The sequence below is a fragment of the Winogradskyella wandonensis genome (genome assembly GCF_004346845.1).
GTDB classification, from domain to species: Bacteria; Bacteroidota; Bacteroidia; order Flavobacteriales; family Flavobacteriaceae; genus Winogradskyella; species Winogradskyella wandonensis.
In genome coordinates, this window is sequence record NZ_SMGI01000002.1 from 721,943 (window position 1) to 740,022 (window position 18,080).

19 protein-coding genes and 1 tRNA gene are annotated in these 18,080 nt (G+C 34.0%); 7 read left to right on the plus strand and 13 right to left on the minus strand.

Annotation, left to right across the window (positions count from 1 at the left end; all coding sequences use genetic code 11):
• Positions 1-136: 136 nt before the first annotated feature.
• On the plus strand, positions 137-1,180 hold the full coding sequence (locus DFQ05_RS07975) for an alkane 1-monooxygenase (protein WP_132704863.1): 1,044 nt from the start codon (positions 137-139) through the stop codon (positions 1,178-1,180).
• Positions 1,181-1,271: 91 nt separating this feature from the next.
• Entirely contained in the window at positions 1,272-2,789 is a 1,518-nt protein-coding gene (gene gltX, locus DFQ05_RS07980) for a glutamate--tRNA ligase (RefSeq protein ID WP_132704864.1), read from the plus strand.
• Here the strand turns inward: gltX and DFQ05_RS07985 are convergent.
• Positions 2,786-3,445, minus strand: a complete 660-nt coding sequence (locus DFQ05_RS07985; RefSeq protein ID WP_132704865.1) for a hypothetical protein — start codon at positions 3,443-3,445, stop codon at positions 2,786-2,788. The two genes, gltX and DFQ05_RS07985, sit on opposite strands and share 4 nt — an antisense overlap.
• A gap of 141 nt (positions 3,446-3,586) precedes the next feature.
• Between DFQ05_RS07985 and DFQ05_RS07990 the strand changes: the two genes are divergently transcribed.
• Entirely contained in the window at positions 3,587-4,519 is a 933-nt protein-coding gene (locus DFQ05_RS07990; RefSeq protein WP_132704866.1) for an SPFH domain-containing protein, read from the plus strand.
• Between the two features lie 101 nt (positions 4,520-4,620).
• Here DFQ05_RS07990 and DFQ05_RS07995 read toward each other — a convergent pair whose 3' ends face one another.
• Both DFQ05_RS07995 and DFQ05_RS08000 read right to left on the minus strand, forming a co-directional pair.
• Positions 4,621-5,112, minus strand: a complete 492-nt coding sequence (locus DFQ05_RS07995) for a DUF1761 domain-containing protein (protein WP_132704867.1) — start codon at positions 5,110-5,112, stop codon at positions 4,621-4,623.
• Positions 5,113-5,207: 95 nt separating this feature from the next.
• Positions 5,208-7,211 carry a glutamine--tRNA ligase/YqeY domain fusion protein gene (locus DFQ05_RS08000; protein WP_132704868.1) on the minus strand — a complete coding sequence of 668 codons (2,004 nt, stop codon included), beginning with the start codon at positions 7,209-7,211 and terminating at the stop codon, positions 5,208-5,210.
• 158 nt (positions 7,212-7,369) lie between these two features.
• Here DFQ05_RS08000 and DFQ05_RS08005 point away from each other — a divergent pair, with 158 nt between their 5' ends.
• The 3 genes from DFQ05_RS08005 (at position 7,370) to DFQ05_RS08015 (ending at position 8,088) form a co-directional block, all read left to right on the plus strand.
• Entirely contained in the window at positions 7,370-7,570 is a 201-nt protein-coding gene (locus DFQ05_RS08005; protein WP_132704869.1) for a zinc ribbon domain-containing protein, read from the plus strand.
• A 54-nt stretch (positions 7,571-7,624) separates the two neighbouring features.
• A complete protein-coding gene (gene folB / locus DFQ05_RS08010) occupies positions 7,625-7,990 on the plus strand; it encodes a dihydroneopterin aldolase (RefSeq protein WP_132704870.1) in 366 nt (121 codons plus the stop codon).
• A 27-nt stretch (positions 7,991-8,017) separates the two neighbouring features.
• A tRNA-Cys gene (locus DFQ05_RS08015) sits at positions 8,018-8,088 on the plus strand.
• Positions 8,089-8,371: 283 nt separating this feature from the next.
• On the opposite strand, the gene DFQ05_RS08020 is transcribed toward DFQ05_RS08015, so the two are convergent.
• The 10 genes from DFQ05_RS08020 to DFQ05_RS08065 form a co-directional block, all read right to left on the minus strand.
• A complete protein-coding gene (locus DFQ05_RS08020; protein WP_132704871.1) occupies positions 8,372-8,737 on the minus strand; it encodes a VOC family protein in 366 nt (121 codons plus the stop codon).
• Positions 8,734-9,288, minus strand: a complete 555-nt coding sequence (locus tag DFQ05_RS08025; protein ID WP_132704872.1) for a hypothetical protein — start codon at positions 9,286-9,288, stop codon at positions 8,734-8,736. The genes DFQ05_RS08020 and DFQ05_RS08025 overlap by 4 nt, the downstream gene beginning before the upstream one ends.
• The gene (locus DFQ05_RS08030) at positions 9,278-9,769 is read right to left on the minus strand and encodes an RNA polymerase sigma factor (protein WP_132704873.1); all 492 of its coding nucleotides are present in this window, start codon (positions 9,767-9,769) and stop codon (positions 9,278-9,280) included. Before DFQ05_RS08030 ends, DFQ05_RS08025 begins: the two co-directional genes overlap by 11 nt.
• Entirely contained in the window at positions 9,766-10,617 is an 852-nt protein-coding gene (locus DFQ05_RS08035; protein ID WP_132704874.1) for an alpha/beta fold hydrolase, read from the minus strand. Before DFQ05_RS08035 ends, DFQ05_RS08030 begins: the two co-directional genes overlap by 4 nt.
• A gap of 66 nt (positions 10,618-10,683) precedes the next feature.
• Positions 10,684-11,370 (minus strand): LysE family translocator, encoded by a 687-nt coding sequence (locus tag DFQ05_RS08040; protein WP_132704875.1) that lies wholly within the window; start codon positions 11,368-11,370, stop codon positions 10,684-10,686.
• A gap of 252 nt (positions 11,371-11,622) precedes the next feature.
• Positions 11,623-12,294 (minus strand): head GIN domain-containing protein, encoded by a 672-nt coding sequence (locus DFQ05_RS08045; protein WP_132704876.1) that lies wholly within the window; start codon positions 12,292-12,294, stop codon positions 11,623-11,625.
• Between the two features lie 309 nt (positions 12,295-12,603).
• Positions 12,604-12,903 carry a heavy metal-binding domain-containing protein gene (locus tag DFQ05_RS08050; RefSeq protein ID WP_132704877.1) on the minus strand — a complete coding sequence of 100 codons (300 nt, stop codon included), beginning with the start codon at positions 12,901-12,903 and terminating at the stop codon, positions 12,604-12,606.
• Positions 12,900-13,151, minus strand: a complete 252-nt coding sequence (locus DFQ05_RS08055) for a hypothetical protein (RefSeq protein ID WP_132704878.1) — start codon at positions 13,149-13,151, stop codon at positions 12,900-12,902. The genes DFQ05_RS08050 and DFQ05_RS08055 overlap by 4 nt, the downstream gene beginning before the upstream one ends.
• A 63-nt stretch (positions 13,152-13,214) precedes the next feature.
• Positions 13,215-15,449, minus strand: coding sequence for a ribonuclease R (rnr, locus tag DFQ05_RS08060; protein WP_132704879.1), 2,235 nt, complete (start codon positions 15,447-15,449; stop codon positions 13,215-13,217).
• Positions 15,450-15,644: 195 nt separating this feature from the next.
• On the minus strand, positions 15,645-17,126 hold the full coding sequence (locus tag DFQ05_RS08065; protein ID WP_132704880.1) for a T9SS type A sorting domain-containing protein: 1,482 nt from the start codon (positions 17,124-17,126) through the stop codon (positions 15,645-15,647).
• Between the two features lie 519 nt (positions 17,127-17,645).
• On the opposite strand from DFQ05_RS08065, the gene rpiB reads away from it, so the two are divergent.
• The gene (rpiB, locus tag DFQ05_RS08070; RefSeq protein WP_132704881.1) at positions 17,646-18,080 is read left to right on the plus strand and encodes a ribose 5-phosphate isomerase B; all 435 of its coding nucleotides are present in this window, start codon (positions 17,646-17,648) and stop codon (positions 18,078-18,080) included.

The window sequence follows — 18,080 nt, forward strand, 5'->3', positions numbered from 1 at the left end:
TTTGAAGAACTCACTAAACTACAATTTTATTTTAATTTTTGATTTTCTAAATTTGATAAGTTTCTGTTAATTTAGTGGTGTTTAGTGTTAAATTCGCCCCTAATTCGTCAGATTTTTATCTACAAACAGCATAGTCATGAAAGATTTTAAATATTTAGCTGCGTTTTCTATACCTATTTGCGCCTTTATTGGGCTTTACTTTCAAGATTATTGGGTTTGGTTGACGCCGGTATTCGCGTTTGTATGTATTCCTGTTCTAGAGCTAATTTTTCCAATTGATAACAAAAATCTATCTGAAGACGCTGTGGATAATCGTCTTAAAAAACACATCTTCGATTGGTTGCTATACCTTAACTTACCTATAGTCTTTAGTTTGTTAATTTATGGTTTTATTATAGTGTCTTCAGCGACTTTAGAAACCTATGAATATGTAGGTCTTATCGTTTCCGTTGGGATTGTGTTGGGCGTCAATGGTATAAATGTAGCGCACGAACTTGGTCATAGACAAACCACCAACGAGCGCTTTATTGGTAAAGCTTTACTATTGCCTTCTTTTTACATGCATTTTTACATTGAGCATAATCACGGTCACCATTTGCATGCGGCCACACCAGAAGACCCAGCAACAGCAAGGTATAATCAAACGGTGTATTCGTTTTGGTTAACATCAACGGTGCGACAATATTTTAGCGCGTGGCGCATTCAGAAGCGATTATTAGAAAATAACAATCAATCGTTTTTATCTTTTAAAAACGATATATTTTGGTATCATATTCTTCAACTTGGTTATTTAGCCGTTGTGTTTGCTTTGTTTTCTTCAACAGGACTAATTTTTGCGATTGCTTCGGGAGTTGTTGGTTTCATTCTTCTAGAAACTGTGAACTATATTGAGCATTACGGCTTACTTAGACTTAAAACTAAATCTGGACGTTACGAGCGTGTTAGAGAAATGCACTCTTGGAATTCTAATCATGTGATTGGCCGAATTGTACTATACGAATTAACGCGCCACAGTGACCACCACTACAAATCATCAAAAAAGTATCAGATTTTAGATTGTCATGACGAGAGTCCGCAAATGCCATTTGGCTATCCTACATCCATGGTGCTGGCCATGTTTCCCCCGCTTTGGTTTAAAATAATGAATAAGCGTGTGCCTAGAGAAATGGTTTTAAGTTAATATAGAAAACTTCAAACTTTTCGCCTTTAATCCTATCTTTGCACGAGATTCTGAAACAAGTTCAGAATGACAAAATATTTATTATTTCGTTATGTCTAAAAACGTTCGTGTGCGCTTTGCGCCTAGTCCAACTGGCCCTTTACATATTGGTGGTGTACGCACTGCACTTTTCAACTATTTGTTTGCTAAAAAACACGGTGGTGATTTTGTGCTTCGTATTGAAGATACAGACCAAAACCGTTATGTTGAAGGTGCTGAGGATTATATCATTGAAGCACTTAATTGGTGTAACATTCCTTTTGATGAAGGTCCAAATAAAAACGAAAAATTTGGCCCTTACAGACAAAGCGAGCGTAAACATTTATACAAACAATACGCTGACCAATTAATTGCAGAAGGTAAGGCCTATTACGCTTTTGATACACCTGAAGCTTTGGATGCGGAACGAAAAAACCACGAAGCAGAGGGCAAAACCTTTATCTATAACTGGCATAATCGTGAAAAAGGACGTTTGGTAAATTCGCTTGTTTTAACTACTGAAGAAACACAAGCTAAAATTGATGCCGGGGAAAATTATGTGATTCGTTTTAAGTCACCTCAAGACGAAACTCTTCATCTTAAAGATAGTATTCGCGGCGATATCTCCATTGACACAAATACGTTAGACGATAAAGTATTATTTAAAAGTGATGGCATGCCAACGTATCATTTGGCGAATATTGTAGATGACCACTTAATGGAAATTTCACATGTTATCCGCGGTGAAGAGTGGTTGCCGAGTTTGGCTTTGCACCAATTATTGTATAATGCCTTTGGTTGGGACGCTCCAGAATTTGCGCATTTACCATTAATTTTAAAACCGACAGGAAAAGGAAAATTAAGCAAGCGTGATGGCGATAAATTAGGGTTCCCTGTATTTCCTTTAGCTTGGACTGACCCAAAGACTAGCGAAGTCTCTAGAGGTTATAAAGAAGATGGTTATTTCCCAGAAGCCGTTGTTAATTTCTTGGCTTTTTTAGGTTGGAATCCTGGAACAGAACAAGAATTATTCAGTCTAGAAAATTTAATTTCGGAATTTGATTTAGCTAGAGTTAATAAGGCTGGTGCGCGTTTTGACCCAGATAAAACCAAATGGTTTAATCACCAATACATGCAACAGCAACTCGATTTAGATTTAGCTAAAAGTTTTAAAACACAACGTCCTGAATTAGCTGACATCGATGTAAATTACATCGCCTTAGTGGTTGGTTTAATTAAAGAACGTGCCACGTTTGTAAATGAGTTTTGGGCCTTAAGCCACTTCTTCTTCTCTGCCCCATCGTCTTATGATGAGAAAGCTGCCAAAAAAGCCTTAAAAGAAGACACAGCGGCACTTATGCAAAAGGTAATAGAAATTGTTACAGCAACAAAAGAGTTTACTGTACAAAACCTTCAAACCAAACTAAAAGGCTGGATTACCGACAACAACATTGGCTTTGGTAAAGTAATGATGCCTTTGCGATTAGCATTAGTTGGTGCTTTACAGGGACCTGATGTGTTTGAAATTATGTTTCTAATAGGGAAAAATGAAACCGTAAAGCGTATCGACGCTTTAATAAAATCGATTTAAAAGAGAAACATTGCCGAAAAAACCAGCATACTTTGATTGCCTTTAAAATTAACGGTTTCTAGAAAGTTCTGGTTGTTTAACTTGTTGAGTAAATTGGTGAAACCATAAATATATTGACCTCTTAGTTTAAAAGTATCAAATCCCAACGAAAGACCAACCGTTCCGTTAACATTAAATCTCGATATTTCAGTAATATCTTGTGCTCTTACTGTGTTATAGCCGCTAACAATATAATTTTCTTTACTATCATCCTCAAGATTTAATGTGCTGTTGTACTGTAGCATAGGACCTGCGTCTAAGGTAAGATTATTCTTTATCAATTTTAAATGTCCTACTAGTGCTATTTGGGCAGTAAATAGCTTATAATCTAACGCCTCTTCTTGCAAACCACCAACCGGCATCGCTAAAACACCAATTTTATTTTCGGCCAGTTGTATGTTATAGCTCACATTATACCAACGATGCGGTAAATCTACTGTAGCAGCGAGACCAACATGCCATCCATTGTTTTTTTTGGTAATCAAATCACTTGTTTCAATATCGAACTGAGTTAATCCAGCATAAATGCCAACACTATTCTGAATACGATAATTCTGAGCAAATCCAGATAGTGTAATTAAGGCAAAAAAGAGAAAATAAAAACTAGTGATTTTCATGATTTAAATTGGGAGTTAAGAAAACAAACCTAGGTAAAAATTTATATATACATGCTTTTTATTTTGATTTATGTCGTCTTCTGAGAAAATATAACTTACTTTTAGTAGCACTTATTTTACTAATTATTAAATCATATTATTATGCCTCCTTATTATTTATTTCCTTTTATATTTCTGGGAATTATCATTGCCTTAGGAACGTTTTTTACTGTTAAACAACAAAGCGCCGCTATCGTAGAACGATTTGGAAAATTTCAAAGTATCCGTCAATCGGGATTACACTTAAAAATTCCATTAGTAGACCGTATTGCAGGTCGTTTAAGCTTAAAAATTCAACAGTTAGATGTTATTATAGAAACCAAAACGCTAGATGATGTATTTGTACGCTTAAAGGTTTCTGTACAATACAAAGTCATTAGAGATAAAGTATACGACGCGTTTTATAAACTCGATTATCCACATGATCAAATTACATCTTATGTTTTTGATGTGGTTCGTGCCGAAGTTCCAAAAATGAAACTAGACGATGTTTTTGTTAGAAAGGATGATATTGCCATAGCCGTAAAAGCTGAATTAAATGATGCTATGATGGAATATGGTTATGACATTATTAAAACCTTAGTTACAGATATTGACCCAGACGCACAAGTAAAAGCAGCGATGAACCGAATTAATGCCTCTGAGCGCGAGAAGATTGCTGCCCAGTTTGAAGGTGATGCTGCGCGTATTTTAATTGTGGAAAAAGCAAAAGCTGAGGCTGAAAGTAAGCGTCTTCAAGGTCAGGGTATTGCCGACCAAAGACGTGAAATTGCTCGCGGTTTAGAAGAATCTGTAGAGGTGCTTAACCGTGTTGGGATTAACTCTCAAGAAGCGTCTGCACTTATCGTAGTGACACAGCATTACGACACACTACAATCGCTCGGCGAAGAAACCAATAGCAACCTTATTCTTTTACCAAATGCGCCACAAGCTGGTAGCAACATGCTTAACGATATGGTGGCTAGTTTTGCAGCAAGCAACCAAATTGGTGAGGCGATGAAAAAAGCAGATGCTAATAAGAAAAAAGATGCTTAAAGGATTTTTCTGACATTTCAAGCGTTAGTCGAGAAATAATTGAGACATCTCGACTGACGCTCGATGTGACACTGATTTATTCAATTGTCTGCTTTAATTGGTTAATTCCAACCACAAAGAATGGCTCCCATCACAGCTAGGGTCACAATCCAATAGCCCGCATTAACAAAAATGTATTTTGCACTTTTACGCTCAAATAAGGCTATTGTACCAATGATGGGTAATGCACCAAAAATTCCAAAGATAGTTCCATGTAAAGCGCCGTGCTTAAATGTTCTAAAATCTGTACCGTAATCTGCCATAAAGGCTTCGAAAGATGGTTTTGCAATTGTTGGGTCTCCGCCTACCATGCCTATGGCGCCCCATTGATGGTTTGTAAACTGCATTAAAAGGGTTGCTAATAATGCCGAAAACAGTAATGCTAAGCCAAAAATAATAGCCATATTTCCACTTTTCATTCGTTCTTCTGTCATTCCAGATGCACGCATCCAAACATTTCCAAAACCGATTTTTGGGTTGTACCAAATAGAGCCAATAAGTAAAGCTGCTACTGCCGCTACAGGAATGGCAATAGGATTAATAGGTAATTCCATGATTGTTTGATTTTTTTAGTTAGTAATGAATTAAAAGTACAAAAAAACCCCTAAGTGATGCGCTTAGAGGTTTTTCTCAATGGGTTAATTAATAATTAAAGTGCTTGTGCTTCTTTAACTAATAATTCATTTTTATCTTCTAATGCTTTTTCGATAAAATCCTTAACTGCTTCCGTTCTTTCTTGTCCATTTTTAAGCAGCACGCTTAATGATAAAGCTACCGCAATACGTGTACCCACTTTTTTTACAGCTGTACCAAAAAGAGGCTCTAATTCTTCGTAAGTCACATCTTTAGCAAGTTCTAGAATTTCGGCTCTAGTTTTTAGTTGTTTTTCTTCTGGTAAGTTTGTGTATTTCTTTCCTAATTGTTGAATAACACTTATTGCAGGTCGTGCTTGTTGTTGTGGTTTATTTTGATTCTGGCTCTGTTGTGGCTTAGGTTTTTGCTTAGCCCAACTATCACGTAAACCAACCGTTTTATTAAACACTAAAGCATCTAGTTGAGAATCATTATCTACATTGAAATATCCTAAACGCTGAAATTGAAACTGCTCACCAATATTTGCTTCAGCTAAACTTGGTTCTAGATATCCTGTTTTTACTCTTAACGAGTTTGGATTTAGAAATGCCATAAAGTCTTTATCTTTATGACCGTCTGGAGACTCGTCCATAAACAAACGGTCGTATTCTCTTACCTCTGCAGTAATGGCGTGTTTAACGGATACCCAATGTAAGGTTCCTTTTACTTTCTTTTCAGTGTCTGTTGAATAGGTACAGTGTATTTCTGTGATGTGTCCTTGTGCATCTTTTACAACATCATTTGCTTGAATAATATATGCACTTTTCAAGCGGACTTCACCTCCCAATTTTAATCTAAAAAATTTATTGCTAGCCTCTTCTTTAAAGTCTTCTTTTTCAATATATATTTCTCTTGAAAAAGGAATTTTTCGATAACCTGCTGAGGCGTCCTCGGGATTATTTTCAGTCTCCAACCATTCTTCTTTTCCTTCTGGATAATTAGTAATTACAACTTTAACCGGATTTAAAACCGCCATGACGCGATTGGCTGTTTTGTTTAAGTCTTCACGTACGCAAAATTCTAAAAGCGAAACATCAATAACATTTTCGCGTTTAGCTACACCTACTTTCTCTATAAACTGACGAATAGAATTTGGCGTGTAACCTCGGCGACGCAATCCTGAAATGGTTGGCATGCGTGGGTCGTCCCAACCACTTACAATACCTTCTTCGACCAAGCGCAATAATTTACGCTTGCTCATTATGGTATAACTAAGGTTTAAACGGGCAAATTCTCGCTGTTTTGGCAGCATTGGCAATTCATCCTTTGCATATTCGTAAACATGTGCTTTAAACCAATCGTAAAGCTTTCTGTGGGGTTTAAATTCCAATGAGCATAACGAGTGTGAAATCTGCTCTATGTAATCGCTTTCGCCATGTGTCCAATCGTACATTGGATAGATACACCACTTATCACCCGTTCGGTGATGATGAGAAAATAAAATACGATACATAATTGGGTCGCGCATTAACATGTTAGGGTCTTCCATATCAATCTTAGCGCGTAACACATGATCACCTTGTTTAAATTTACCCTCTTTCATGCCTTGAAATAGTTCCAAGTTTTCTTCAACCGTTCTGTCTCTGTAAGGCGAATTAGTACCGACTTGTGTTGGCGTTCCTTTTTGCTCTGCCATGGCCTCAGAAGATTGCGAATCTACATAAGCCTTACCATCTTTTATCATTAGGACTGCCCAATCGTATAATTTTTGAAAGTAATCCGAAGAATACAATTCGTTTTCCCATTGGTATCCGAGCCAAGCGATATCACGCTTAATAGCGTCTACGTATTCTTGTTCTTCCTTAGCTGGATTAGTATCATCGAAACGCAAATTTACAGGCGCATTATACTTTTCGCCCAAACCAAAACTAATCCCTATTGCCTTGGTGTGTCCAATATGTAAGTAACCGTTTGGCTCTGGCGGAAAACGAAAACGTAGATTGTCCTGTGGCAAACCGTTTGCTAAATCTTCTTCTATAATGTGCTCTATAAAATTGAGCGATTTTATTTCTTCTGACATTCTTTTTGGTGTTAGCTTTTAGCTATTAGCTGTTGGGTAAAAACCGCTTCTTACAGCAACATAGTTAAACATCATTGTTTTGGCAACAAAATTAAACAAAATTGTAACAAAAAGGCTTTAATTTACACCTATAGAACAAACTATAAAATCTAATAAAAATGGGGTATAAATGTCCAAAATGTGATAATACAACTTACGATGTTGACGAAATGAGAGCAACCGGAGGAACACTTTCAAAAATATTTGATGTGCAGAACAAGAAATTTACATCAATTACATGTAAAAAATGCTCTTACACCGAATTTTTCAAGGCTAAAACAAGTGCTTTAAGCAATATTTTTGATTTGTTTACGAATTAAACTTCAATGATTTTTCGCCTGCGTTCGGTGTGATAGATTAATTATCTTTGTTGTATGGGAATAATAAAAGTTGAAAATATCCGTGTGTTTGCATATCACGGCTGTTTATCTGAAGAAACTAAAATTGGTAGTGAGTATCGTGTGGATTTAAAGGTAAAGGCAAATTTGAAAACCTCAGCTAATACTGATGAATTAAAGGATACTGTTGACTATGTGTTCTTAAATAAAGTCGTTCGTGAGGAGATGGCTCAACCCTCTAAACTACTAGAAACTGTTGCAAAGCGCATCCTGAATAGGATTTTTAAAGAAGATCGTATGGTAAGTAAAGCTACCGTCAGTGTTAGTAAAATAAATCCTCCTATTGGTGGTGATGTAGAGATGGTAACTATAAAAATGAGCGAAAAACGTAAAAAACAGTAAATATTTTTATATTTGCTGTCCCATTAGGGTGTCGTGGCCGAGTGGCTAGGCAGTGGTCTGCAACACCATCTACAGCGGTTCGAATCCGCTCGACACCTCTTCATATTTTAAAGCCCTTGATTTTATCAAGGGTTTTTTTGTACTTTAAATTTTGAGAGAATTTAGATTAAGATTGACGCGGTTCTCCCGACGTGTCGGGACGCTCGACACCTCTTTAAACCTTCAACGTAAGATGGGGTTTATTTCTAATTTTTAGACTTCGACAAGCTCAGTCCAAGTAAAAATTAATTAAAGCTCTTTCCATTTATAGCGGTTTTGTGAATCTCTAAGTGTCGTAACAGGGCAAACGAAACCTCTTCTTGTTTTAATTGAAGTTTATAGCTAATAGTTAAATACTCCAAAGTGCCATAATATTCCGCTAGGGTCATGTAAAAAGACCTCATTCCCCCAGTCGTTATATACAATGTTAGATAACCTAACGTTATCGTATTTTTCAGTTAATCTTAAATTACTTATAGTTTCAAACGTGTTGTCTAGATTCTCTACTTCTAAGAAAATCATAGAATTATCAATCCAGTCTTTTACATAGGCATCTTGCAAATAGAATCCGAATTCTCCTAATCTAAAATAAGACATCTTATTTGAAATAATAATCTCAGTAAACCCTAAATCATTATAAAAATTCCGTGATACATCATAATCCTTCGCTCCGATAAAAGCTCTGATTGATTTTCCCTTTATTGTCATTTCTTTTGTTTTAGTTCTTGTAAAAAACGATTTTCTTTCAAAATACTCTTTATAATGATATAAAGTATCACAAGAAGAGAAACAATTCCTGAAACTAAAATATAAGTGTAAAATCCGTTTGAAAATTCTACTTTAAAAAAGGGTAAAAGTTTTATAAAACCATACACATAGGCAATAAAGCATAGCGGTGTAATGATATAGTTAATTGTTAATCTATCCTTGTAATGCTTTTTTAGGTAATCCTGATAGGTTTTACTATCTAACGAGACTAATTGATTATCTTTTCGGAAAAGTGTAAACATTTCAAGGATAATTCTAAAGAAAAGGCTGGAAATCATAAGGGTTAATCCCAATGCAAAGTCGTTCCATTGATTGGTTTTGGTATAAATAGTAAAAGCTATTAAAACAACAACCGTTGTTGCCATAATGGCCAAACTTAATATTTGACCTTTACGTTGGTTTTTTGCTATTTTTATAAGTTTACTAGGGCTATCTATTTGTAAACTATCGTTTTGCTTGTTCCATATTGTATTTAGGTTATCATTTTCCATTTGTCATACATTTTAAAAGTGCTTTTCGTATTCGGCTTAATCGAGTTCTTATGGCATTGTGCGCAAGACCTACTGTTTCTGCTATAGTTGCTTGGGGTATATCTTCTAACTCTAATAAAATAAGCGCTTTATTTTGTTCTGTTAGTTGATTGATGCAACCATATAATTTGTTGATATCCTTATTCTGATTGTCTTGATGTTCTTCTTCAATTTGGTCAGGGATATTGTTTTCTTTAAGTGAGATTGTTTTTTTTGGCTTTCGTAAATCTCCTAAACAGACATTTACAGCTATTCTATATATCCAAGTGCTCACAGAAGATTCCTTATTAAATGACTTTCTATGATTCCAAACCTTAATAAAGGTTTCTTGCAACCACTCTTTTGATAAATCTTCGTCACCTTGTGCGTATCCTAGACATAACCTGAATATTTTAGAGGCGTGCGCATTATATATTTCAGTAAAGTCTTTCTCTGTAATCATTTAGTTAACGATAAGCTTTTATTTATGTGTTGTAAAAACCATTCTGGCTGGTCAAACATGATGAAATGTGCTGAATTTTCTGCAACGATTAAATCGTAAGCTTTAAGATTGGCATACTGACTCTTGTAATTCTCTAGAGCTGTATCTTTTCCGAAAGGTTGCTCTGCGGCTAGAATGGTTACAGGTATTTTAATGCTTTTTAAATGTTCTCTAACATCTAATTTAAGATAATCTGTATATCCATACACGTAGGTTTTACGGTCTGTTTCTAAAATCCAATGCTTTATCTGCTCTTGATCCTTAGGGTTTAGACTCATTCCTTTAGACATTCCATCAGCCAATTTGCTAAAATCGTCCTTACTCATCGCTAATTGTTGATTATTAAAAGGGCTGTCGTACGCTAAATTATTTGGGTTGAAGTTAGGAAACATAAGTGCCCCAGCAGCTGGTAAAGCATCTACTAAAATAAGCTTGGATAGATTTAAACTTTCTCTGCTCGCTAGCCAAATGGCTACTGTTCCTCCCAAATTATGCCCTATTATTAATAGGTTTTCAAGTTTATTGGATGTTATATAATCTTCTAATGCTTCATTTATCTTTGGTAGCCAAGGAAATTTAATCGGCGGCTTACCTCCAAAACCAGCTAATGTAACAATATGGCATTCGTAGTCTTTTTTTAAACGGTTTACTGTGTTAGTCCAGCTATCTCCTGGTACTGTAAATCCAGGGATTAATAGTATGGGTTGACCTTGTCCTATGACTTCGACATGAATAGGTTTTGGTGTTTCTTGTGCTTCTGTAATAAAAAAGAATAATAGGCTAATAATTGCAAGGGTGATGTTTTTCATGATTTTTAAATTTTCTGATTTTCACTTTAGATGCAGAAATCAAAAAATGTTACATCACTTTAAAAATTAATCCGTTCCTACAGGATTAATTTTCTCTATTTGTTCTTTACCTTTTTCGTAAATATCAGGAAATAGGCCTTGTGTTAATAATAAAACTCCAAAACCTAAAATTACTAAAGCTACTATCTTTTTTGTTTTAAAGATACGGCGTGGTGTGAGTTTTGTTCGGAGTCGTTTTGCTGCAGCAATTTTAAATAAATCTACTACGAAATAAGAAACCAACATGGTTGATATAAAAATTAAAGTACCATTTTCGTGTGTAGTTAAAGAAGTACCAATAACTATAAAACCAAGCCATCCTAAGAGTACTCCTATATTTATAAAGTTGAGTAAAAATCCTTTAACGAAAAGTTTTCCGTAGCCTTTCTTTATTTCTACTTTGTGATATTCTCTTACAATAGACCTAAATGATTTGGAGGTTTTAATGAAAGAAATAACACCATATGCGATGAGTAAAACGCCTCCAAAAATTAAAAAACTAGGGTCGTCTTTAACTTTTTCGACGAGTTTATTAGTACTAAAAAATGCAACTATTATAAAAACAACATCAGCGAGAATAACGCCTAAATCAAAAATCAAGGCACTTTTAAATCCTTTGGTTGCACTAGTTTCTAAGAGTACAAAAAAAACTGGACCAATAGTAAAGGCTAGAATTATCCCAAAGGGAATTGCTGTTAATATATCGTCGAACATGTAAACATGATGGTTTACACAAATGTAAGAAAGTAATAGATAATTAAATAGCTGAAATAAGTTGTGCGTTAATATCTAACACAGTCTAAAATTTAAATAAATCTATAAAAATTATCTTGTCATCTGTCACATCGAGCGTAGTCGAGATGTCTTAGAAAACTAAATAATTTAGATTTAGCTGCGCTGAACCTAACGGTTTCTCGACTACGCTCGAAATGACAGTAGATTATATCAGCAAATAATTAGTAACAGTTACATTCGTTTTACACGACCGCCAAGAACTGTTTTTTGGTCTATTTCTTTTGGATTTCCGTAAATGTAAACGTCGCCGCCAGCTCTAACCCTTACTTCTACAAATTCTGAAGCATTTACACTAGCTTCACCTGCGGCATTTATAGAGACCTCTGTGTTTTCGGTTTTGAAATTTTCACCATTAAAAATTCCGCCTGTATAAATAGAAATATCTTGATTTTTAGATTCGCCGGTGAGTGTAATTTCTCCACCCGTGACTGACCTAATATCCGTATAAGAGGCCTTTACTTTAGCGGTAATTTTTCCGCCTTCTTGAGCTCTTAATTTAATTTCGAACTGGTCTATTGTACTTTCTACATTAATATCTGCGCCTTCGTTTGCATCAATAATATCAACAGATGTGTAGTGCAACATTACATTAGTACGATTTCCGTCGTAAGATTCTTCTAGCTCCATACGGATTTTTAGTTTTCCGTTTTTATTGATAACCTCTACATTTCTTCGATTTGCACCTTCTATTACAACTTTATTTTCGCTAGACTTAATCATAGTAACATTGATTAAATCAAAAACTTTAACTTCTTTAAACTCGCCTATCTGTTTTACAATAGGACTCTGAGCAGATACTAAAGCAGATAAACTTAAGGTTAAAGCAATGATGGCATTTTTCATAGATAACATATTAAAAGATTAATTGTACTATAACAAAGACCATGCAAAACTTTATTTGTTACAGTTTTAATTATTTTACAATAAAAATACGCTTACTAAAAATAAATTTTAGCTGAATTTCTTTCCCAGATTGTTTAGTAACTATTGTTTTTCTAGATGATAAAGCTGCTGCTAATGCCGCTGAAAAGAAACTAGTAATAAGTTGGTTTTCGAAATTAAAAATCAAACCAAGAATAATCTTGAAAACAAAAAATATCACTAAAAAAGAAAAGAAATAAATAAGATTTGCTTTTAGATTTGCTGACATAACTAAACCAAAATTTTTACTGCTGTACCTGTTACGGATACCATAGGATAGTTTGTTGTTGTTAATTCTATTTCTATTTTAATACCTACAATAGCATTAGCGCCTAATGCTTTTGCATTATTAGTTAAGGCTTGAAACGCGCGCTCTTTAACTTTATCTACACTGTCTTGAATTTTTTTATAGTATTTACTTTGACTAAAACCTACAGATAAAGTCTCGTCATTGATAGCAACGCCAGTAACAATACCAAGATAGTCTGCTATTTTAAAACCTTCTATGGAGTTGGTTGTTGTTAATATCATAATGTTTTATTTTTTAGATAAGCTTGCCACAACTCTTGTGGATTATTAATGGATAAATCTACTTTACCACAAGACCCACATATTTGAGCTTTTAAAGTACCTTTTTCAAATTTATTAAAAAAGGCTCTATTTGTTGTTTTTATCTCAACCGATAAATCATTTTTCATTTGAGATTCACCTAAATCTACAATGCGCATATCATGCATTATTTTTGAAGAACCACAAGCACTACAGATATCTGTTTTCATGTATCAAAAAATAGTTTCGTTTTTAAATAAGTAAAAGATTCTTACTATTTGTTACACAAATAGCTATGCTTCCGGTTTTCCTATTAAGTAAAAATCCAAATGCTTTTTTACAAGGTCTGTATTCTTAACTTTTACAATAACCTCGTCTCCAAGCTGATACATAGTATCCGTCTTTTTACCAACCATAGCATAGTGATCTTGATCAAAGTAGTAATGGTCATCTTTCATGTCTCTTACGCTTACCATACCTTCGCATTTATTGGATATAATTTCTACATAAATACCCCAATCGGTTACACCAGAAATTACACCTAAAAATTCTTCGTCTTGATGATCTTGCATAAAACGAATTTGCATGTATTTAATAGAATCGCGCTCTGCTTTTGTCGCTAAATATTCCATATTACTGCTATGCTTACATTTTTCCTCGTAAACCTCTTCGTTAGCTGATTTATCACCATCTAAATAATGTTGTAGTAAACGATGTGCCATAACATCAGGGTAGCGACGAATAGGTGATGTAAAGTGACTATAATAATCGAATGCTAAACCATAATGCCCAATATTATGTGTCGTATATTCCGCCTTAGACATGGTGCGGATAGTTAATGTATCTACTAGATTTTGCTCTTTTTTCCCCACGACATCTTTAAGAAGATTATTAAGTGAAGATGCTACAGAGTTTTTATCTTTAAAATTAAGTTTATGACCAAAGCGACTTACTACATTTTGAAGTTGTGCTAGTTTAGATTCATCTGGCTCGTCGTGTACACGATATACAAAGGTCTTTTTTGGTCTCTGTTTTCCAACGAATTCTGAAACTTTTCGGTTAGCTAATAACATAAACTCTTCTATGAGTTTATTAGCATCGCGACTAGTTTTAAAGAATACGCCTGTTGGATTTGCTTCTTCGTCCAGATTAAATTTTACTTCAACTTTATCGAACGAAATAGCACCTTCGCGCATACGTTTGGCTCGCATTTTCTTAGCTAGTCTGTCTAAAACTAAAACGGCTTCAGCAATTTGCGAATCCGTATTATATTCTTTTCCTGTTAAAGAAACTTCAGTTGGAATTGTAGTATTTAACTCAGATGCATTTACTGAGTTAAGCGTCATTGAAGGGTTATTTTCTATAATAGCTTGCGCTTCTTCGTAAGCAAAACGTGCATCAGAATAAGTGACTGTTCTACCAAACCATTGGTCTTTAATTTCAGCTTTATTATTCATTTTAAACACTGCAGAAAAGGTGTACTTTTCTTCATGTGGTCTTAAAGAACATGCGCCATTAGATAAACGTTCTGGTAACATTGGTACTACGCGGTCTACTAAATAAATTGAAGTGGCGCGCTCGTAAGCTTCGTCATCTAAAACTGTGTCTGGTTTTACATAATGAGAAACATCTGCAATGTGAATTCCGATTTCGTAGTCTCCATTTTCTAAAACTTTAAACGATAAGGCATCATCAAAATCTTTAGCATCTTTTGGGTCAATGGTAAAGGTTAAATCTTTACGCATATCCCGACGTTTTTTTATTTCGTCTTCCGTAATAGAAATGTCGATGTTATTAGCATATTCTTCTACTTCATGAGGAAACTCGTGTGGTAAACCATACTCGGCTAAAATAGCGTGTATCTCTGTACTATGTTCTCCTGGTTTTCCTAAAACTTGAAGCACTTTTCCGTAAGGTGAGTCTGCTTTTTCTGGCCAATCTTCTAGAGATACAAGCACTTTATCTCCATCTTCTGCATTGTTAATTTTATTAATGGGTACAAAAATATCTTTGTACATCTTAGTGCTATCCGGAACTACAAAAGCAAAATTCTTTTTGTCTTGTATTTGAATTGTACCTACATACTCTGTTCTGGCACGTTTTAATATATTGGTAATTTCTCCTTCTAACTTACCTCGTTTACGTCGTTTGTAGGCGTAAAATTCTACTTCGTCTCCATCTAAAGCTTTATTAATATTGTTTGAAGCTATAAATACATCATCTTCAAAATCATCTGAGATTACATAGCCATTTCCTTTGGCTGATAAATCTAAAATACCTGTATAATAATCTGCCGTAACCACAGCTTTAAACTTACCTCTATCGACTTGTTCTATGTCACCTTTGGTAGCAAGTTTTGCTAAGGTTTTAATGATTTGGTTGCGACTACTTGCGTCGTTTACACCAAGTATAGCACCTATTTGTTTGTAATTAAAGGATTTGTTTCGCTCTTTTTTTAAAATACTAAGTATTGTATTTGTAAGGTTAGAAATGCCTTTATTGGATTTCTTTTTTTTCTTTCTTGTCATTTATAATTTTGTCATTTCATTTTCCTGAAAAGTGTCAGGAATTCTTTCTATAATCCACTTAATATCAGGCGAAGAAATTATATTAAGTTTCTACAAAGCTAAGCTATTAATATTTAACAATTGATTTTTAAAGTTAAGAAAACAAAAAAGCACTGTAAAATTTACAGTGCTTTTTAAGATTTTTATAGATTTATACTAATTTACAACCACTTTTTTAGCAGACTTCCCTTTATTAGTTTCTACCTCTACAATATAAACACCAGAAGATAAATTATTTGTACTAATTACATTTTGATTCAATGAATACAAATACTTTCCATCAATAGTATAAAGATTAACTTGCTTTAAAATAGTATTAGGATTTAAAGTTATTTGCAACTCTTGCAAGTTATTATCTGTAATAATTTTGTACAAATCTAAATTGAAACTATCACTGCTTAAAACAGCACTTAAATCAAAAACACGGACATGACCTGAATTAGAGCCATTACCATCATTATTAATCGCTCCAATAGCAACAATTGAACCATCTGAAGATAAAGATACCGAAAAACCACTTAAATCGCTACCAGATTCACCATCTATATCATTGCCTATTTGATTCCAAGTACCATTTTGATTTTTATAAATTCTTACATGACCTGAATTAGCTCCATTATCAGAATTATTAATCGCTCCAATAGCAACAATTGAACCATCTGAAGATAAACTAACAGCAACACCTGATTGATTAGTTGAATCCTCTCCATCTATATCTTGACCTATTTGTACCCAAACATCGTTTACATTTTCAAAAACACGAACATGGCCAGAAATGTTTCCATTTCCATCGTTTGATGGAGCACCTATCGCTAAAATAGAACCATCTGAAGATAAACTTACTGAGGATCCAAAACCATCAGCTTCTGCTTCACCGTCTATATCCTGACCAACTTGTATCCAATTACCTGATTGATTTTCATAAACTCTTACATGACCTGAATCACCTGAATTTCCATCATTAAAAGGAGCACCAACTGCTACAAATGATCCATTTGATGACAAACTAATAGCATAACCAGATTGATCACCACTAGCTTCTCCATCTATATCTTGACCAACTTGTATCCAATTACCTGATTGGTTTTCATAAACTCTTACATGACCTGAATCACCTGAATTTCCATCATTAAATCTTGCTCCAATTGCTATCAGGTTTCCATCATTAGATAAACTTATAGAATAACCAGATTGATCTAAAATGGCCTCTCCTTCAATATCAACTCCTATTTGTATCCAATTATTAGAAATAAACTCAAAGACACGAACATGACCTATATTTGATGATGGACTACCATTACCATCATTAAATTGAGCACTTATAGCTAATACTTGTCCATTTGCTGAAATGCTAACAGATTGACCAAAATTATCTCCTACATTTTCTCCATCTATATCTTGACCAATTTGTAACCAATTACCTGATTCATTTTGATAAACGCGAACATGTCCTGAATTTAATCCGTTACCTCCGTTATTTCTTGCTCCAATAGCAAGAATAGAACCATCAGCAGATAAACTAATTGAATAACCTGATTTATCATTTGCAGCTTCGCCTTCAATATCTTGACCTATTTGTGTTTGGCTAAACAAACATGTTGTAAATATTAGAGATATTAGTAGTATAATTCTTTTCATAACTTAATCTTTGAATAATTTCCTTCAAAAATAACTAATAATTAAAAAATTATTTACTTATCAACATATATACATATAAAACATTTTTTCTTTTTTAAAATTTAAAATAAAAATGATGGTTATTATAGTTTGTTAATAGCGGTATAACTTTTTATAGTGTTAGTTGTAAAAATGACTTACTGTTTTCTATTAACAAGTTATAAGCTAATTAAAGACTTAGAATTCAGTACTTTTTGATTTACTATTCACAAGTGTTAATAACCTATACTAACGTATTATTTTTAATAATTCTTTTAAAATCTTATGTTGGTAGATACTCTTTTTCGTCTGATAACTCATCTAAAATTAAAGGCTAACTTTTTTGGTTATCTAAAACCAATTCTGGTTTGTAATTTTTATTGAGAAAATAAAATTTTACTTCTAAATACTTGTCAACACTTATTAACAAGTAATGAATACGCATATCAACCAATTTGAAATAATTGTAACTTTGACCAAAGTATAACACAACACAAGAATATGAAAATCTCGATAGGTAATGACCACGCAGGTCCGGATTACAAACAAGCTATTGTAAAACATCTCCAAACTAAAGGAATTACTGTAACTAATTATGGTACAGATTCTTTTGATAGCGTAGATTATCCAGATTTTGTGCATCCTGTAGCTAAAGATGTTAATGAAGCAAAAGTAGATTTTGGTATTCTTATTTGTGGTTCGGCTAATGGTGTGGCTATGACAGCTAATAAATATCCAAACGTACGCGCTGGTATTTGTTGGATGAATGAAATTACAGAGTTGACACGCCAACATAACAACGCTAATATAATTTGTATTCCTGCACGTTATACCGCTATACCGCAAGCTATAAAGATGGTTGATACATTTTTAAATACTGCTTTTGAAGGTGGTCGTCATCAAAATCGTGTAGATAAAATACCAATGAGCTGTTAA